Genomic DNA, 16,787 nt, shown 5'->3' on the forward strand with positions numbered 1-16,787 from the left:
CTATCCGCCGTGCGCCGGGTGGCCGACCCGTTGAGCGAAAACTCGGGTCGTTGCCCGATGGGTCGCGGTGGCGAACTCGAGCGGCGACATCGAGGCCTGCAGCCAGGCGTGCGGCACCTCGACACTGATCGGTGTCCCCGGGGGCACTGCGCCCAGCAGCGCCGTCAGGGGGAGCTCGCCTTCTCCGGGCAGCTGCCGGAGGAACCGGGCCTCGGTCTGCAGCACCGGGTCGGTGGCGGCGCCTGTCGCCGCGAGCTCCGGCGGCAGGTCCAGCCTGTCCGGTGCCGCCAGCGGGCCGTCGCAGAACTGCACACAGGGCACGAGTTCGGGAGGTAGCGCACGGACGTCGTCCACCGTGCTACCCGACCGCTGCAGGTGGAGCGCGTCCACCAGGACGGCGGCACCGGCCGCGGTGGCGACGGCCGCCGCATCGGTGAGTCGACACAGCGGCTGGTAGCTGATCGGTTCCAGCGTCGGACGGATGCCGAACGGCGCCGCGTCGCTGGTGAGCCGGGCCAGGGTCTCGGTGAGGCGCCCGCGGTCGGGATCGGCGCCGGTGACGCTGAGGGTCGTGGCGCCGAGGGCGGCGCCGGCCTCCAGGGCCGGCAGCCAGTCCTCGGCGCTGGTGCGCGCCTCCAGCGGGAGAAATTCCACGTCGCGGACGACGAGGCCGGTATCCGCCAGGCGCTGCACCGTTTCCTTCGACATCGGTGACCCGGGCTCCATCGGCCAGGGTTTCTCCGCTGCCGTCACTGCGCGCACCCGGATTCCCACGAAGTCGTATCCCGCGGCGGCCGCGGTCGTGACCAGGTCCGGTGGGCTCAGCCGAAGCAGGGTGAGGTGGGCGATACCCACCGGGGTCGGAGGAGCGCTCATCGAGGTGGGTCCTCTCGGGGACGGAGATCAGGAACGGGCTCGGGCGCGCCGGAGGCCGCCGACGCGTACACGGCGGTGACGATGCCCAGCGATCGGAGCGCCTCTCGTCCGGTCACCGCCGGCGGCGTACCGGTTCGCACCGACCGGACGAAGTCGTCGATCAGGGCAGCGTGGAAGGGCGCCAGCCCGGCGTTGATCTCCGGCAGCGACGGGTCGGTGAGGATGCCGGCGGGATAGGACGGTGCCGCTGTCAGCTGACCGGGAACCGCCCACAGGTCGGTGACGGCCTCCGTGCCCTCGGGGTACTCGATGAGCCCGACCGTCGCCCCGGTCCTCCCGGTGATCCGTACCAGCGCACCGAGTCCCGGCGTCAGGGCGGTGGACGCCGACAGCGTCACCAGCCCACCGCCGGCGCACCGCAGGGTGGCCACCAGGGTGTCCTCGACCTCGATCGCATCGGCGTGCGCGAAGGTGGCGGCGCGGGCGCTCACCTCCACGACCTCGCCCATGAACCACATCAGCAGGTCGAGGTGGTGGATGGCCTGGGTCATCAGCACCCCGCCACCGTCGGTCGCCCACGTCCCGCGCCAGGCGTCGGCGGTGTAGTACCCGGTGTCCCGGTGCAGGAGGACCGAGGCATGACCGAGCACCGGGATGCCCACCGTTCCGTCCTCGATGGCTGCCCGGATCCGGCGGGCCGCCGGCCAGAATCGCCGCTGGAAGGCCACACCCAGGGTGACACCGGCGGCCTCGCAGGCCTCGACCATGCGCAGCCCGGCGGAGAGGTCGACGGCGATCGGCTTCTCGCAGAGGACGTGCACCCCGCGGGCCGCGGCGGCCAGCACCACCGCCTCGTGCGTCGGGTGCGGCGTGCAGACGCTGACGACGTCCGCCCCGAGGCCGAGCAGGGTCTCCACGTCGCCGACGGCATGCTCGATCCCGTGCCGGGCGGCGAACGCGGCGGCCTTCCCGGGGACGGGGTCGCAGCAGGCGACGAGGTCCACCCCGGGCGCCGCCCGGTAGGCCCCCGCGTGATTGGCCGCCACCGTCCCGCAGCCGACGATCGCTGCGCGCAGCTGGGTGGGTACCGTCGTCGACACGCTGCTCCTTCCGCGGACGAGCTGACCGGCACGCCGCTGCGATTCGAGGCTGCCAGCGGGAGTGCTCAGCTGTCCAACACCGAATCGCTCTGTCAGTCAGTGCGGGTTGCACATGGTCGTCTCAACCCGCGCTGGGCGTGGGAAGCACCTCCTCGGCGACTTCGAGCACGGCTCGCAGGGCGGGGGAGCGGTTCTCGGCCGACCAGGCGAGGCCGTGGTTCATGTAGGTCGGGTCGCCCGTCAGCGGCACCAGGACCGAGCCCGACGGCAGGATGCCGGCCACCCCGGCGGTCATGAGCGCGACCCCCACGCCGGCCGACACCAGCGTGAGGATCATGAACGGGTCGGTGATCTCCTGGACGACCCGTGCCCGGAACCCGGCGTCGACGCAGGCACGCATGGCGGCCTCCTGCAGTGCGGAGCCCGCGGTGACCGGCGTGGTGATGAACCCCTCGCCGGACAGGTCGCGGAGGTCGATCTCCGCCTCGCCGGCGAGCGGATGGTGCGAGGGCAGGACCGCGCCGAGCGGCTCCCGGCCGATGAGCCGGGTGCTCAAACGGGTCGGGTCCAGCGGCAGGCCGACGAAGGCGACGTCCAGCTGGCCGTGCTCGACCTGCTCCACGCCGTCCCGCGTCATGACCCGCCCGACGAGGGTGAGGTCGATCTCCGGATAGCGCTCACGGATCGCCCGGGTCAGCGGCGGCAAGGTGTGGTGGTTCAGGGCCCCGGTGAAGCCGATGCTGACCGGGCCGTAGACCGCGCCGGTCGATGCTCGCGCGGCCTGCCGGGCGAGGTCCAGCTCCTCCAGGACCCGGTAGGCGTGCGGCAGCAGCGCGCGGCCGGAGGCGGTGAGCGAGACGCTACGGGTGTTGCGGTCGAACAACGGCGTCCCGATCTCCTTCTCCAGTTTGCGGATGACCTGGCTCAGCGGGGACTGGGCCATCCGGAGGCGCTCGGCGGCCCGGCCGAAGTGCAGCTCCTCGGCGACGGCGACGAAGGCCTGCAGCCAGCGGCTCTCCATGGCGTTTCCTCTCCGGTGGCTTGTCTTCCGCGCCACCGTCATATAGACCTGAACCAGCACAGCAAAGCACATACCTAGACGTATATGCACACAGTCTGTGTGCGGATCTGTCCGGATCGTTCGCACGTGAAAGGTGGACCATGACCGGCACGCCTGCCCCGGCGGCTTGCGACGTGGTGGTGGTGGGCGCCGGTGCCGGCGGTCTCGCCGCTGCCGTGACGGCGGCCTTCCACGGGCTCCGGGTGATCGTGCTGGAGCGCGATGCCGTGTGCGGCGGCGCGACGGCGTGGTCGGGTGGCTGGATCTGGGCCCCGGGGAATCCGCTGGCCCACGCCGACGGCGTGCAGGAGGACGTGGCGACCTTCCGCACCTACCTGCGGGCCGCGCTCGGTGAGGACTACGACGTCGTCCGGGTCGACGCCTTCCTCGACGCCGCGCCGCACATGGTGGGTTTCTTCGACGGGAGGACCGCCCTGCAGTTCGTGCCGGGCACCACCATCTGCGACGTCTACGGAAAGCTCCCCGGCGCCGGGACCGGGCACCGTTCCGTGGCGCCCGCGCCCGTCGACGCGCGGCGGCTCGCGCCTGAGGTACGCGCCGTCCTGCGCCACCAGCTGTACGAGACCTCCTTCCTCGGGATGGGCATCATGGCGGGGCCCGACCTGCGCGGCTTCCTCTCCGCCTCTCGGGGCGACGTCCGGGGGCTGTGGCACGCGACCCGCCGCGTCGCCCGGCACCTCCGGGACCTCCTCGTGCACCGCCGCGGCATGCACCTGGTGAACGGAACGGCGCTCGTGGGGCGGCTGCTCCAGTCCGCCGCCGAACTCGGGGTCGACATCCGCGTGAGCTCGCCCGTGACCCGACTGTTGCAGGACGCCGATGGACGCGTGTCCGGCGTGGTCGCCGCAACCGCTCACGGCGAGCTGCGGATCGAGGCGTCGCGGGGGGTGGTGCTGGCCGCGGGCGGGTTCCCGCAGGACGTCGGACGGCGGCAGGCGCACTTCGCGCGTACTCCCACCGGGCACGAGCACTGGTCGCTGGCCCCGGGCACCGCTGATGGAGCCGGCATCTCCTTGGGCGAGTCCGCCGGAGGCCGGCTGCGGACGGATCTCGCCGCGCCGGCGGCCTACTGCCCCGTGTCGCTCGTGCCCTACCGTACGGGCCGGGTCGGCACGTTCCCGCACATCATGGATCGGGCCAAGCCCGGCAGCATCGCCGTCCTCCGCACCGGTCGACGGTTCGTCAACGAGGCCGACGGCTACCACGACTACGTGACCGCGCTGCTCGACGCAGCCCCGGAGGACGAGCCGGTCGAGTCGTGGCTGATCGCGGACGCACGGTTCGTCCGCCGCTATCCCCTGGGCATGGCCAAGCCCCGCCCCGTCCCCCTGTTCCCGTACCTCCGCAGCGGCTACCTGAAGCGCGGCCGCTCGCTGGCCGACCTCGCGCGTGCGTGCGGCATCGACGCCGCTGGGCTCGAGGCCACGGTGGCGCGCTTCAACCAGCATGCCCGCCAGGGGCACGATCCCGACTTCGGCCGCGGGGAGACCCCGTTCAACAGGTACGGCGGGGATCCAGCGGTGGCGCCCAACCCGTCCCTCGCGCCGCTGGAGAAGGGTCCGTTCTATGCGGTCAAGGTCGTGCCCGGCAGCTTCGGCACGTTCGCCGGCCTCGCCGTCGACGAGCGGGCCCGGGTGCTCGACGTGCACGACAGACCCGTCCCGGGGTTGTACGCCGTCGGCACCGACCAGGCCAACGTGATGGGCGGTCACTACCCCGCGGGCGGCGTCAACATCGGGCCGGCGATGACCTTCGGCTACGTCGCCGGTCGAGACCTCGCGGGGGCGGTGGCGTTCGAGACGGAGGCCGTCTCGATGCCTTTTTCTGGTCGACGCCTCCGCCCCACCGATTTCTCACTCGGGACAGGGGCGCAGGCGTGACGACGAGGGAGGCCGACCGGGACACCGAGGTGGACCTGCTCGTGCTGGGATCGGGCGCTGGGGGCCTCGGCGCGGCCGTGGTGGCGGCCAACGAGGGCCTGCGGGTCCTCGTCCTGGAGAAGAGCGAATTCGTGGGCGGTACTACGGCCTACTCGGCGGGTACCTGCTGGATCCCCGACAACCGCTTCCAGCGGGCCGACGGGGTAACCGACGACGCCGAGGCCGCTGGGCGATATCTCGACAACCTCGTCGGGGACCGGTCTCCGCGCCCGATGCGCGCGGCCTACATCCGACACGGCACCGAGATGGTCGACTACCTCGACGGGATCGGGGTGCGCTTCTGGCCGTCGAAGAAGGTCGTGGACTACCACCCCGACCTGCCCGGGGCCAGCATGGGCGGTCGCGCGCTGGAACCGGTGACCTTCGACGGACGCAGGCTGGGCCGGGCGCACTTCGGGCGGGTCCGCCGGCCGGTGCCCGAGTTCGCACTCTTCGGCGGGACGATGATGCTGCGCCGCACGGAGGTGAACCAGCTTCTCGGGCTCTACGACGGGTCACTCGCCGGCGTTCCGCTGGCCCTCCGGCTCGGGCTGCGCTGGGCGTCCGACCGGCTGCGCTACCCCCGGGGCACGCGGCTGGCCATGGGCAACGCCCTGATCGCGAACCTGTACTCCCAGCTGCTCACGCACGGCGGCGACGTCTGGTTCACCGCCGTCACGACCGAACTGCTGGCGGACCGTGGGCGGGTCGAGGGCGCGCTCGTCACCTATCGGGGTCGCCAGCTACGGATCCTCGCGCGACGCGGCGTGGTGCTCGCCGGCGGCGGGTTCTCGGCGAGCCCGGAGCGCCGGGCGCAGTACCTTCCCGCCCCGACCGCTCAGTTCACGCGGGCGGCGGAGGGCGCAACCGGCGACACGCTGGCCCTCGGGCAGTCCGTCGGGGCAGCGCTCGGGCCCTGGCACGACGACAACGCGTTGTGGTTCCCCAGTTCGATCGGGCGGCGCCGGGACGGCTCGACAGCGGTCTTCCCGCACATCTGGGACCGGGCCAAGCCCGGACTCGTCGCGGTGAACGAGGCGGGCCGGCGGTTCACCGACGAGGCTGTGTCCTACCACCGGTTCACCAGGGCCATGTACGACTCGCACAAGGACGTGCCCAGCATCCCTGCGTGGCTCGTCGTCGATTCGCGCACCCTGGCGAAGTACGGGCTCGGCATGGTCCGTCCGCATCTGCCCGCGCTGCTGCGAAAGAAGTACGAGGTCGCCGGCTACCTGGTCACGGCACCGACGGTGCGCGAGCTGGCGACCACCATCGGCGTCGACCCCCGGGGTCTCGAGCAGACGGTCATCGACAACAACCGCTACGCCCGGACGGGCGTCGATGAGGAGTTCGACAAGGGGGCGAACCCGTTCGACCGGCAGTACGGCGACCCGGAGCACCGGCCCAACGTCAACCTCGGCCCGATCGAAGCGCCGCCCTACTACGCGATCGCCGTCGTGCCGACGCCGCTGGGCACCGCACTCGGCCTGCGGACCAACTCAGCCGCCCAGGTGCTCACCGAGTCCGGGGCGGCGATCGACGGGCTCTATGCGTGCGGGAATGACGCGGACTCGGTCATGGCCGCCGAGTACCCCGGCGCCGGGTGCCAGGTCGGCTCCGCGCTGACGTTCGGCTACCTCGCAGCACGACACGCGGTGCACGCGGCGCCGCCGTCATGAACGGCTACCCCACCCTGTCCGGCCGGACGCTGGTCGTACCGATCCTGGGCGACCCGATCGCCCAGGTCCGATCGCCCGACGGCCTGACCCGGACCCTCGCCGCCCGCGGACGCGACGCCGTCGTCGTCCCCCTGCACGTCGTTGCGGACGACTTCGACGCGGTCGTCCGCGGCGTGAGCCGCTCGCCGAGCGTCGCCGGGCTGATCGCGACGGTGCCGCACAAGTTCGCGCTCGCCGCGCACTGCGGCACCCTCTCCGACCGCGCCCGGTTTCTCGGGTCGGCCAACGTTGCGCGGCGCGGTACCCACGGGACCTGGCACGGGGACCAAGTCGACGGTGCCGCGTTCGTCGCCGCGGTGCGGGCGGCGGGCGGCGTTCCCCAGGGGGCGCGGGTCCTCCAGGTGGGCGTCGGCGGCGCCGGCTCGGCGATCGCGCTGGCGTTGTTGGAGGCAGGGGCGGCGCGTCTGGCGCTGCACGACGCCGACGGAGATCGCCTCGACGGGCTCCTCGCTCGGCTGGGAGAGCACTTCGGCGACCGGGTCGAGCGTGGGTCGGCCGATCCCCAGGGGTTCGACCTGGTGGTCAACGCCACCCCGATGGGGATGCGCCCCGATGACCCCTTCCCGGTGGACGTCGCCCGGCTCGGGCCAGGCACCTTCGTCGGCGACGTGATCACCACCCCGGCTGTCCCGCCGCTGATCGAGGCCGCGCGGCGGTTGGGCTGCGGCACGTCGACGGGCGGCGCGATGTTCGACGCGGTCGCCGGCCTGCTGGCGGACTTCCTGCTCGCCGAGGGACCGCTTGCGCGCCGAGCCTGATGCGCTCGAGCAGCCAACGGTCATCCCGGGGCCGCGGCTCCAGCGCCCGGGCGACGATGTGCTCGGCTATCCCCGGCGCCGACGTCGCAGCGGGCGAGGGCGCGTCGGAGACCGCCACGACCGTCCCGGTCTGCGAGATGCGGAAGTCCTCCACCAGGCCGCCGGCGAGGTCCAGCGCCTGGGAGGAATCCCGGGCTGTGAACGGCTGAGGTCCGCCGCGCTCAGCTCCGGCACGTAGCGGTGGCCGGCGGTGGTGAACGCCCGCTTGCCGGCGAAGACCGGGATGGCCCGCGGCACCTCCCGCGACGCGCGCATTGCCGGCTGGTAGCCCTGACGACCCTGGCGCCCGCCGCACCGCGGTCCTGGCCGTCAGCCCGGTGGTCCGGTCCGACCCTGACCCCGAGCGGCGTCGGACGTCGATCTCCGTCGGGGGCTGACGACCAGCGCGACGCCGACTGCGGTGACGCCGATGCCCACCAGCGACAGCCCGCGCAGCTGTTCGCCGAAGAGGAAGTACGCCTCGACCGCGGTGGCCGGCGGGACCAGGTAGTACAGGCTCGAGACGCCGGCCGCGGTGCCCCGGCGCAGCAGCAGGAGCAGCAGCAGGACCGCGCCGAGGGAGAGCACGAGCACCAGCCAGACGAGGGCGCCGACGAAGTGTGCCGTCCAGTCGATCGACAGGGGCTCGGTCACCGCGGCGAGTGCGAGCAACGCGACGGTGGCGGCCGCGTACTGCACCGCCGTCCCCCAGACCAGCGGGATGCCGTCGCCGTGGCGCTTCTGGTAGACGGTGCCGAGCGTGCCGGAGACCAGCGCCACCGCGCACGAGACGAGCCCGCTCAGCGGCAGCGACTCGGCGGATCCACTCTCGACCAGGCCCGGTACGACGACCAGCGCGACACCGGCGAGGCCGAGGGCCAGGCCCAGCCACTGCCGCACCGATGGCCGCTCGCCGAGCATCCGTGCGGCCAGAACGGCGGTCAGTACCGGCTGCAGGCTCACGATGACCGCGGCCACGCCGGCCGGGACGCCGCGGGAGATGCCGAAGAAGGTGCCGCCCAGGTACCCGGCGTGCAGCAGCAGTCCGACGACGGCCGCGCGGCCGTACTGCTGACGGGACGCCATCCGGGCCCCGCCGATCGCCCGGGCGAGGACCGTGAGCAGCACGGCGGCGATGGCCAGCCGCACGGCCAGGAACAGGAACGGCGGGGCGTAGGGCAGGCCGTACTTGGCGCCGACGAACCCGGTGCTCCACAGCAGCACGAACAGGGCCGGGCCGCCGAGCTGCTGGACGCGCGAGGCGGTTGCGGGCGCGGTCACCGGCGGAAGACCTGCTCGCCACGGATCCACGTCTCGGCCACCCGCACCTGGCCGATCTGCTGCGGCGGCACAGTGAACACGTCGCGATCCAGGACGACGAAGCTGCCCTCGAACCCCGGGTGGATCAGTCCCACGCCCTCGAACGGAGCCACCCGCCGGGCCCGCCCGGTGTAGAGCAGCAGCGCCTGGGCGACGGTCACCGCCTCCGCCGGGTTGAACGCCGCGCCGGTGTGCGCCTCGCGGAGCACGGCCGCCTGCACCGAGAGCAGCACGTCGTCCGCGTCGGACCAGGAGGTCGCCGGGGTGTCGGAGGAGAGGGCGGCCGCGGGCACCCGGTCGTAGAAGGAACGGATCGGATAGGCGACGGCGGACTGGCCCTCCGAGAGGTTCCGCTCGTAGCTGCGGTACTCGGCGAAGAAGAAGATCGAGTGGCTGACGACGCCGAAGTCCATGGTCGCGGCCTCGAGCCGGTCGATCAGCTCGGGCGGGAACAGGGTGGCGTGCTCCAGCCGCACCGAGGGCCGGTCGGTCAGCCACGGCTCCTCGCCGCCCAGGACGTCGACGACGTAGCGGAGCGACCGGTCACCCATCGCGTGCACGGCCACCTGCACGTCGTTGCGCCGGGCCCAGCCGACCGCGCGCAGCAGGTCGTCGTCCGTCGCGGTCTGCAGCCCGTGGTCGCAACTGCCCGGATACGGGTCCTCGGTCCACGCCGTCCGGTCGGAGTAGGCGCCGTCCATCACGAGCTTGACCCCGGCGATCGTCGTCCGCCCGGTGCGGTCGTCGTCGGTCAGGTCGGGCAGTCCGGCGGCGACCAGGTCGGCCCACAGCGGGTAGAGGCCGACCTGCGGCCGGAGCCCGGCCCGTTCGGCCTCGCGGAACAGGCGCAGCGGCTCGTCGGTGGTGAGGGTGGCCATCAGGTCGCCGACGGCGACGATGCCGCGCTCGGCGAAGTGCGCGTCGAGTCGGGCCAGCCGGGCGACCTGCTCGTCGCGCCCGACCGGGGGCCGGAGCGACAGCAGCTGGTCCCACGCGGGGCGTTCGGCGAGCAGGCCGTCCGGCTCGCCGTCGGCGTCCCGGCCGATCCGGCCGCCCTGGGGGTCCGGGGTGTCCCGCGTGATGCCGGCCAGCTCGAGGGCCCGGGTGTTGCAGACCAGCGAGTGGCTGTCGCAGCGCCGCGCGAACACCGGCTGGGTGGTGGACACCAGGTCCAGGTCGTGCCGGGTCGGCTTGCGGCCCTCCGGCCAGGCGGACTCGTCGAACCCGTACCCCTCGATCCAGCGGTCGGCGCGGCCCAGGTCGGCGTGCGTGCGCAGCCGGTCCAGCAGGCCGGCGAGCGAGTCGATCTCCGGCGGCAGGCACAGCACGGCATCGGCCAGTTCGGCCAGCAGGCTGGGGTGGCTGTGCACGTCGAGGAACCCGGGAACCACGGTCCGGCCCCCGAGGTCGGTGCCGCCGCTCACCGCGGACTCGTCGCCGACCCAGGTGAACACGCCGTCCTCGATGCGGAACGCGGTGGCGAAGTCGTCCTCCCCGGCCCCCGTGAAGACCTTGGCGTTGACGAACAGCACGCCTCAGACCTCGTCGACGGGGAACGTCCGGGTGGGAGCGACGAACTCCTCCTGCGCCTCGACCAGCAGGATCTCGCGGGATCCGGCGTCGGCGGTGCGCCGGAGCAGGCCGAACACCGACGCCGTGGCGCTGCCGAGGGCCTCGGCGGCCGACCCGGTGCGCAGCCAGTGCGCGAGGAACAGGGCCGCGATGGCATCGCCGGCGCCGTTCATCGACAGGTCGAGCCGTGGCGTCCGCACGCGATGGAAGCGGCCGCCTTCGGCAGCCAGGAGGTCGAGGCACTCGTCGGGGGTGTCCTCGGTGATCAGCGACGTCGTGAGCACGACCCGCGGACCGAGGGCCTGCACAGCGGCGACGGCGTCCTTCACCGCGTCCAGCGAGGTGGTCGTCGTCCCGGCGAGCAGGTCGAGCTCGAAGTGGTTGGGGGTGACCACGTCGGCGGCCGGCACGGCCACGTCGCGCAGGAACTCCTCGATGCCCGGGCGGACGAACACGCCGCGACCGACGTCGCCGATCACCGGGTCGCAGCAGTAGACGGCGGCCGGGTTGGCCTCGCGCACGCGGGCCACCGCCCCGGTGACCGCGTGCCCGATGTCGGCCGAGCCGAGATAGCCCGACAGGACCGCGTCGCAGCCGCCGAGGACGCCGCGGTCGGCGATGCCCTGGACGACCTCGTCGATGGCCTGCCCGTCGAAGACCCGGCCGGTCCACGCGCCGTAGCCGGTGTGGTTGGAGAACTGCACCGTGTGCACGGGCCAGACCTCGATGCCGAGCCGCTGGAGCGGGAAGACCGCGGCCGCGTTGCCCACGTGCCCGTACGCGACGTGCGACTGGATGGAGAGGACGTTCACCACGGGGGAGACGGTCGCACACGGCGTCCGTCGCGCTGTGACGCCCCGGTGACGCCGCGCCCGCTAGACCCGGCGCATGACCAGCCTGGCCACCTACGTCGAGCGGCCGAGGCCTCGGCGGCCCCTGGCCGACGAGTCACTGCCCGCCGATCTGACCGTCGCGTACGGCGCTTCGCAGGCCCCGGTGCCGGGCTCGGTGCCCCTGCACGACTTCCTCGCCACGGCGGGCGGTCTCACCTACGCCGATCGCATGGTGCTGGTCGAGCAGGCGCTGCTGCTGCTCGAGGGCAACTACGTGCACCTGTCGCTGAAGACGGCGATGCACGCGGTCAACCCCGTCCAGCGACTGCGTCTGCTGCGCGCCCGGCTGCTGCGCCAGACGGCGGAGACCATGGACCCCGAGCGGCTGTTCCACATGGAGATGTCGGAGATCTTCCACTCGGTGCGCGACCTGCACACCAACTACCTGCTCCCGGCGCCGTTCGCCGGCATGATCGCCTACCTGCCGTTCCAGGTGGAGCGCTGCGTCGACGGCGGCGTGGAGAAGTACCTGGTCACCCGCGTCGCTCAGGGCATGTCCGCTCCACCGTTCGGCGTCGGTGTGGAGATCACGCACTGGAACGGCATCCCGATCGCGCGCGCGGTGGCCGTGAACGCCGACCGGTTCGCCGGCAGCAACATGGCCGCGCGGCTGGCCCGGGGGGTCGACTCGCTGACGCTCCGCTCGCTGCGCATCCACCTGGCGCCGGACGAGGAGTGGGTGACCGTCAGCTACCTCGACGCCGACGGCGTCCGGCGCGAGCTGCGCGAGCCGTGGCTGGTGGCGGCGAACGCCCCGGCCCTCACCGACAGCCAGGGGGTGACGTCGGCGGCCGCGTCGATCGGGGTCGACCTGCACGCCGACGAGACGGCCCGCGCCCGGGCCCTGCTGTTCGTCCCGCACGTGGTCGCGCAGACCTTCGGCAACCTGGCCGTCGACATCACGGGCGGCCCCGCCGAGGCCGGCGCCGACGTCCCCTCGACGATGCCGCTGGTCTTCCGGGCCCGCAGCGTGGTCACCTCGTCGGGCACATTCGGCCACCTGCGCATCTTCACGTTCAGCGTCCAGGACCCGGCGGCGTTCGTCGCGGAGTTCGTGCGGCTGGTTGAGCTCCTCCCGCAGGAGGGCCTCGTCCTCGACGTCCGCGGCAACGGCGGCGGCAACATCTTCGCCAGCGAGTTCACCCTGCAGACCATGACGCCTCGCCGGATCGTCCCGGAGCCGGTCCAGTTCGCCTGCACGCCGCTGAACCTCGAGATCTGCCGGCGGCACAAGGACAACCCGACGCACCAGATCGACCTGGGCGCCTGGTTCCCGTCGATGGACCAGGCGGTCGAGACCGGGGCGGTGTACTCGTCGGCGTTCCCGATCAGCTCCGAGGACGGCGCCAACTCGATCGGCCAGCGCTACTTCGGACCCGTCCTCCTGGTCACCGACGCCCGCTGCTACTCGGCGACCGACATCTTCGCCGCGGGCTTCCAGGACCATGAGATCGGCCCGGTGCTCGGCGTGGACGACAACACCGGCGCCGGCGGCGCGAACGTGTGGACCCACGGCCTCCTCAAGGCGCTGCGCGACCTCCCGCCCGACCCCGAGACGCCGTACGCGGCGCTGCCGCGCCAGGCCGACATGCGGGTGGCCATCCGCCGGACGCTGCGGGTGGGGAAGCTGGCCGGCACCCCGGTGGAGGACCTGGGCGTGCGCTCCGACGTCCGGCACGAGATGACCCGTCGCGACGTCCTGGAGAACAACGTCGACCTGCTCGACGCCGCGGGCGCCCTGCTGGCCGGCCGGCCGGTCCGCCGCCTGCACGTGACCCCCGCGCGGGCCGCCGACGGGACGCTGACCCTGCAGCTGTCGACGGGCGGCCTCGACCGTGTCGACGTGTACGTCGACGGCCGGCCACGGGGGAGCAGCGACGTCGCCGAGGGCGAGACGACGCTGACGTTCGCCGATGTCGCCGCTACTGCGTCGGTGCAGGTGCAGGGGTTCGCGGCAGGGGGGCTGGTGGCAGCGCGCACTCAGCTGCTCTGATCGTCGGCGTGGCGACTCCGAACCTGACCTCCCGGCCGCCGGCCCCGGGCACGCAGACGCCTGCCTCCGGGCTCCGGGCCGCCGAGGTCGCCGAGCGGGTGGCGCTCGGCCGGACGAACGCCACGACGGTGCGCACGAGCCGGACGGTCGGCGAGATCGTCCGCGCCAATGTCCTGACGGTCTTCAACGGCATCCTGGTCACCCTCTTCGTGCTGGTCCTGGCGACCGGCCGGTGGCAGAACGGGCTGTTCGGCCTGGTGGTGGTCGCCAACGCCGGGATCGGGATCGTGCAGGAGCTGCGGGCCAAGCGCACCCTCGACCGGCTCGCGGTGCTGAGCGCGCCCCGGGCCCGGGTGGTGCGGGAGGGGAGCGAGGAGGAGATCCCGGTCGCGGACGTCGTCCTGGACGACCTGCTCGTCCTGGCCGCCGGCGACCAGGTGCCGGCCGACGGCGTGGTGCGGACGACGGCGGGGCTGTCGGTCGACGAGTCGCTGCTCACCGGCGAGTCGGAGCCGGTGGCCAAGGCGCCGGGTGACCCCGTGTGGTCCGGCGCCATCGTCGTGTCCGGCCGCGGACGGGCGCAGACGACGGCGGTCGGGGACGACTCCTACCAGGCGCGGCTGGCCACCGAGGCCCGCCGCTACGCGACGACGTACTCCGAGCTGGTGGCCGGCACGAACCGGCTGATGCGGGCGATCGCGGTGATGCTGGCGGTCGTCGGCCCCCTGGTGCTGTGGAGCCAGTTCCGCACGCCGGAGAACCCGGGATGGCGGCACTCGGTCACCGGCACGGTCGCCGCGCTGGTCGGGATGGTCCCGGAGGGGCTGGTCCTGCTGACGACGCTGGCGTTCGTGGTCGCGACCGTCGGCCTGGCCCGCCGGAACGTCCTGGTGCACGAGCTGCCGGCGGTGGAGGGGCTGGCGCGGGTCGACGTCGTCTGCCTGGACAAGACCGGCACGCTCACCTACGGCGACGTCCGCTTCGACCGGCTGGTGCCGCTCGACCGCTCCGATCCGGCGCCGGCCCGCGCGGCCCTGGGGCTCCTGGCTGCCGCCGACCCGGCGAACGCGACCGCCGCGGCGCTGGCCGCGGCCTTCCCGGGTGCCGACGGCGGGGTGATGTCGAGCGTCCCGTTCTCCTCGGCGCGGAAGTGGTCCGCGGTGCGCATCGCGGACGGCGCGACCTGGGTGCTGGGCGCCCCCGAGATGGTGCTGCCCGCGCCGTCGGGTCCCGAGCAGCTCGACGCCCGCTCGACGGCCGACGCGCTGGCCGCCCAGGGGAACCGGGTGCTGCTGCTGGCCGCGTCGCTCGCCGACACCGGAACCGACGACGAGGGGGAGCCCATGCTGCCCCTGGCACTACGGCCGGTGACGCTGGTGCTGCTGGCCGAGCGGATCCGGGAGGACGCCGCCGAGGTCCTCGCCTACTTCACCGAGCAGGGCGTGGCACTCAAGGTCATCTCCGGGGACAACCCGCGGACGGTCGGCGTGGTCGCCGCGGCGGTCGGCGTGCCGGGCGTCACCGGCGCCGAGGACGCCGTCGACGCCCGGACCCTGCCCGAGGACCCGGACGCGCTCGCCGCGGCGATGGACGCCGGCAGCGTCTTCGGCCGGGTCACCCCGCACCAGAAGCGGGCAATGGTGCAGGCGCTGCAGCGGCGGGGGCACGTCGTGGCGATGACCGGTGACGGCGTGAACGACGCCCTGGCGCTGAAGGACGCCGACATCGGCGTCGCGATGGGCAACGGCACCGCCGCGACGCGTGCGGTGGCCCAGCTCGTGCTGCTGGACGGACGGTTCGCCTCGCTGCCGCAGGCGGTGGCGGAGGGCCGGCGGGTGATCGCGAACATCGAGCGGGCGGCCAACCTCTTCCTGGTCAAGAACATCTACTCGCTGGTGCTGGCGCTGATCACCGTCGTCGCGGTGTCGGCCTATCCGCTCGAGCCGATCCAGCTCACCCTGATCTCGACGCTCACCATCGGCGTGCCCGGCTTCTTCCTGGCCCTCGGCCCCAACACCCGCCGCTACCTGCCCGGCTTCCTGCGCCGGGTGCTGCGCTTCTCGGTGCCCGCCGGCCTGATCACCGGGGCGGGCGCCTACGCGGGGTACGCCGTCGCCCGCTGGCTCGACCCGGGAGCGGGCGTGGGCGGCGCCCGGACTGCGGCGACGCTCGTCGTGCTGGTCGTCGCGCTGTGGACGCTGGTCGTCCTCGCCCGGCCGCTGCGCGCCTGGAAGATCGGGCTGGTCCTGGCGATGGCCGGGATCGCGGCCCTCGTGGTCGTCCTACCGCCGCTGGGGGAGGGGATCGTGCTGCTGCAGGTCACGCCCGAGGTGGTCGCAATCGCCGCCGTCCTGGGCGCGTCGGGCGCCGTGCTGGTGGAGCTCTCCTCGCGGGTGTTCAGGGCGTCGCCGGCACCGCCCAGGAGGAGGTCTGCCCCAGCGAGCTGACCGCGGCCGCGCCCAGCGCGTCGACGTCGCCGGCGAGGCGGCGCAGCGGAACCGGGTGCGGCGCGCGCAGCAACCCGGCGAGCCGGCCGGTGGCCAGCGTGACGCGGGCGGCCCCGGGCAGATCCGGGTCGTAGGTCGGGGCGGTGCGGTCCCAGGGCTCGCCCAGCTCGTCGCACAGGCCCGGCAGCAGGCGGAGCAGATCGGCGCAGCCTGTGGCCAGCCGCCACCACCGCGCGGCGTCCACGCCCGCGCTGCTGGTGGTCGCGGCCGACCAGCGCAGCAGCCGCACCACCTCGAACCAGACGACGTCGGACACCACCGAGGTCATCGCGCACGAGTGCGCCGGACGCCGGGCCAGCACGAGCCGGTGCGCACCGGCCGGGTCGAACAGCTCCTGCCGCAGGTCCTCGTCCATGCGTCCACGCTGGCCCCCGCTGCCGACAGGAAGCTGAACGACACCTGGAGAACGGATGTCAGCGGGGGGCGGCGAGGATGAGGTCGTGATCCGGGACGCCGACGCCGCCGACGCCGCACGGTGCGCGGACATCTACGCGCCCTACGTGCGCGACACCGCGATCTCCTTCGAGAGCGAGCCGCCGTCGGCCGAGGAGATGGCCGACCGGATCGCCGCCGCGCAGCGCGCCCACGCCTGGCTCGTCCTCGAGGACGACGGTCACGTTGTCGGCTACGCGTACGGCGGCCCGTTCGCGAGCCGCGCCGCCTACCGGTGGTCGACCACCGTCAGCGTGTACGTCGACCCCGCCGGCCACCGGCGCGGCGGCGGCCGCGCCCTGTACGAGGCGCTCCTCGATCGGCTCGCGGCGCGCGGTCACCGCACCGCGCTGGCCGGGGTCGCGCTGCCCAACGACGCCAGCGTCGGCCTGCACCGGGCGCTCGGCTTCGAGCCCGCCGGCACCTATCGGCGGGTCGGCTGGAAGCTCGGCCGCTGGCACGACGTCGCCTGGTTCCAGCGCCCCCTCGGCGACGACGACGGGCCGCCCGAGCCGCTCCGCTGACCGGCCGAAAACCGTTCGTCAGCGATCTCCCCGC

General features: G+C 73.5%; 13 protein-coding genes. 6 read left to right on the forward strand and 7 right to left on the reverse strand.

Features of this window, described 5'->3' with window-relative positions; translation table 11 throughout:
* From AC2H4J_RS05435 to AC2H4J_RS05445, 3 genes are all read right to left on the reverse strand, one after another.
* Positions 1–876 (reverse strand): TIM barrel protein, encoded by an 876-nt coding sequence (locus AC2H4J_RS05435; RefSeq protein WP_487463826.1) that lies wholly within the window; start codon positions 874–876, stop codon positions 1–3.
* Positions 873–1,976 carry a Gfo/Idh/MocA family protein gene (locus tag AC2H4J_RS05440; protein ID WP_487463827.1) on the reverse strand — a complete coding sequence of 368 codons (1,104 nt, stop codon included), beginning with the start codon at positions 1,974–1,976 and terminating at the stop codon, positions 873–875. Before AC2H4J_RS05440 ends, AC2H4J_RS05435 begins: the two co-directional genes overlap by 4 nt.
* Before the next feature lie 121 nt (positions 1,977–2,097).
* Positions 2,098–2,997, reverse strand: coding sequence for a LysR family transcriptional regulator (locus AC2H4J_RS05445; protein WP_487463828.1), 900 nt, complete (start codon positions 2,995–2,997; stop codon positions 2,098–2,100).
* A 140-nt stretch (positions 2,998–3,137) separates the two neighbouring features.
* Between AC2H4J_RS05445 and AC2H4J_RS05450 the strand changes: the two genes are divergently transcribed.
* The 3 genes from AC2H4J_RS05450 to AC2H4J_RS05460 are packed head-to-tail and all read left to right on the forward strand — an operon-like array spanning position 3,138 to position 7,473.
* Positions 3,138–4,937 (forward strand): FAD-dependent oxidoreductase, encoded by a 1,800-nt coding sequence (locus AC2H4J_RS05450; protein ID WP_487463829.1) that lies wholly within the window; start codon positions 3,138–3,140, stop codon positions 4,935–4,937.
* Complete coding sequence (locus AC2H4J_RS05455; RefSeq protein ID WP_487463830.1) at positions 4,934–6,655, forward strand: FAD-binding protein; 1,722 nt, start codon at positions 4,934–4,936, stop codon at positions 6,653–6,655. The genes AC2H4J_RS05450 and AC2H4J_RS05455 overlap by 4 nt, the downstream gene beginning before the upstream one ends.
* Positions 6,652–7,473, forward strand: a complete 822-nt coding sequence (locus AC2H4J_RS05460) for a shikimate dehydrogenase family protein (RefSeq protein ID WP_487463831.1) — start codon at positions 6,652–6,654, stop codon at positions 7,471–7,473. Before AC2H4J_RS05455 ends, AC2H4J_RS05460 begins: the two co-directional genes overlap by 4 nt.
* A gap of 369 nt (positions 7,474–7,842) precedes the next feature.
* On the opposite strand, the gene AC2H4J_RS05465 is transcribed toward AC2H4J_RS05460, so the two are convergent.
* The 3 genes from AC2H4J_RS05465 to pdxY are packed head-to-tail and all read right to left on the reverse strand — an operon-like array spanning position 7,843 to position 11,219.
* Positions 7,843–8,793 carry a DMT family transporter gene (locus tag AC2H4J_RS05465; protein ID WP_487463832.1) on the reverse strand — a complete coding sequence of 317 codons (951 nt, stop codon included), beginning with the start codon at positions 8,791–8,793 and terminating at the stop codon, positions 7,843–7,845.
* Complete coding sequence (locus tag AC2H4J_RS05470; RefSeq protein ID WP_487463833.1) at positions 8,790–10,364, reverse strand: amidohydrolase; 1,575 nt, start codon at positions 10,362–10,364, stop codon at positions 8,790–8,792. Before AC2H4J_RS05470 ends, AC2H4J_RS05465 begins: the two co-directional genes overlap by 4 nt.
* A 3-nt stretch (positions 10,365–10,367) precedes the next feature.
* Positions 10,368–11,219 carry a pyridoxal kinase PdxY gene (gene pdxY / locus AC2H4J_RS05475; RefSeq protein ID WP_487463834.1) on the reverse strand — a complete coding sequence of 284 codons (852 nt, stop codon included), beginning with the start codon at positions 11,217–11,219 and terminating at the stop codon, positions 10,368–10,370.
* Between the two features lie 73 nt (positions 11,220–11,292).
* On the opposite strand from pdxY, the gene AC2H4J_RS05480 reads away from it, so the two are divergent.
* Complete coding sequence (locus tag AC2H4J_RS05480) at positions 11,293–13,290, forward strand: S41 family peptidase (RefSeq protein ID WP_487463835.1); 1,998 nt, start codon at positions 11,293–11,295, stop codon at positions 13,288–13,290.
* Positions 13,291–13,298: 8 nt separating this feature from the next.
* Positions 13,299–15,737 (forward strand): HAD-IC family P-type ATPase, encoded by a 2,439-nt coding sequence (locus tag AC2H4J_RS05485; protein ID WP_487463836.1) that lies wholly within the window; start codon positions 13,299–13,301, stop codon positions 15,735–15,737.
* Here the strand turns inward: AC2H4J_RS05485 and AC2H4J_RS05490 are convergent.
* Positions 15,688–16,152, reverse strand: coding sequence for a hypothetical protein (locus AC2H4J_RS05490; RefSeq protein WP_487463837.1), 465 nt, complete (start codon positions 16,150–16,152; stop codon positions 15,688–15,690). The genes AC2H4J_RS05485 and AC2H4J_RS05490 overlap by 50 nt on opposite strands.
* Positions 16,153–16,237: 85 nt before the next feature.
* Between AC2H4J_RS05490 and AC2H4J_RS05495 the strand changes: the two genes are divergently transcribed.
* Positions 16,238–16,753 carry an arsinothricin resistance N-acetyltransferase ArsN1 family B gene (locus tag AC2H4J_RS05495; protein WP_487463838.1) on the forward strand — a complete coding sequence of 172 codons (516 nt, stop codon included), beginning with the start codon at positions 16,238–16,240 and terminating at the stop codon, positions 16,751–16,753.
* Positions 16,754–16,787 lie beyond the last annotated feature (34 nt).

Source organism: Blastococcus sp. OS1-29 (assembly GCF_057628075.1).

Bases quoted from the DNA above. Each gene is read 5' to 3' on its own strand.
- AC2H4J_RS05435 (WP_487463826.1), bottom strand. From the start codon at position 876: ATGAGCGCTCCTCCGACCCCGGTGGGTATCGCCCACCTCACCCTGCTT.
- AC2H4J_RS05490 (WP_487463837.1), bottom strand. From the start codon at position 16,152: ATGGACGAGGACCTGCGGCAGGAGCTGTTCGACCCGGCCGGTGCGCAC.
- AC2H4J_RS05480 (WP_487463835.1), top strand. From the start codon at position 11,293: ATGACCAGCCTGGCCACCTACGTCGAGCGGCCGAGGCCTCGGCGGCCC.
- AC2H4J_RS05445 (WP_487463828.1), bottom strand. From the start codon at position 2,997: ATGGAGAGCCGCTGGCTGCAGGCCTTCGTCGCCGTCGCCGAGGAGCTG.
- AC2H4J_RS05460 (WP_487463831.1), top strand. From the start codon at position 6,652: ATGAACGGCTACCCCACCCTGTCCGGCCGGACGCTGGTCGTACCGATC.
- AC2H4J_RS05450 (WP_487463829.1), top strand. From the start codon at position 3,138: ATGACCGGCACGCCTGCCCCGGCGGCTTGCGACGTGGTGGTGGTGGGC.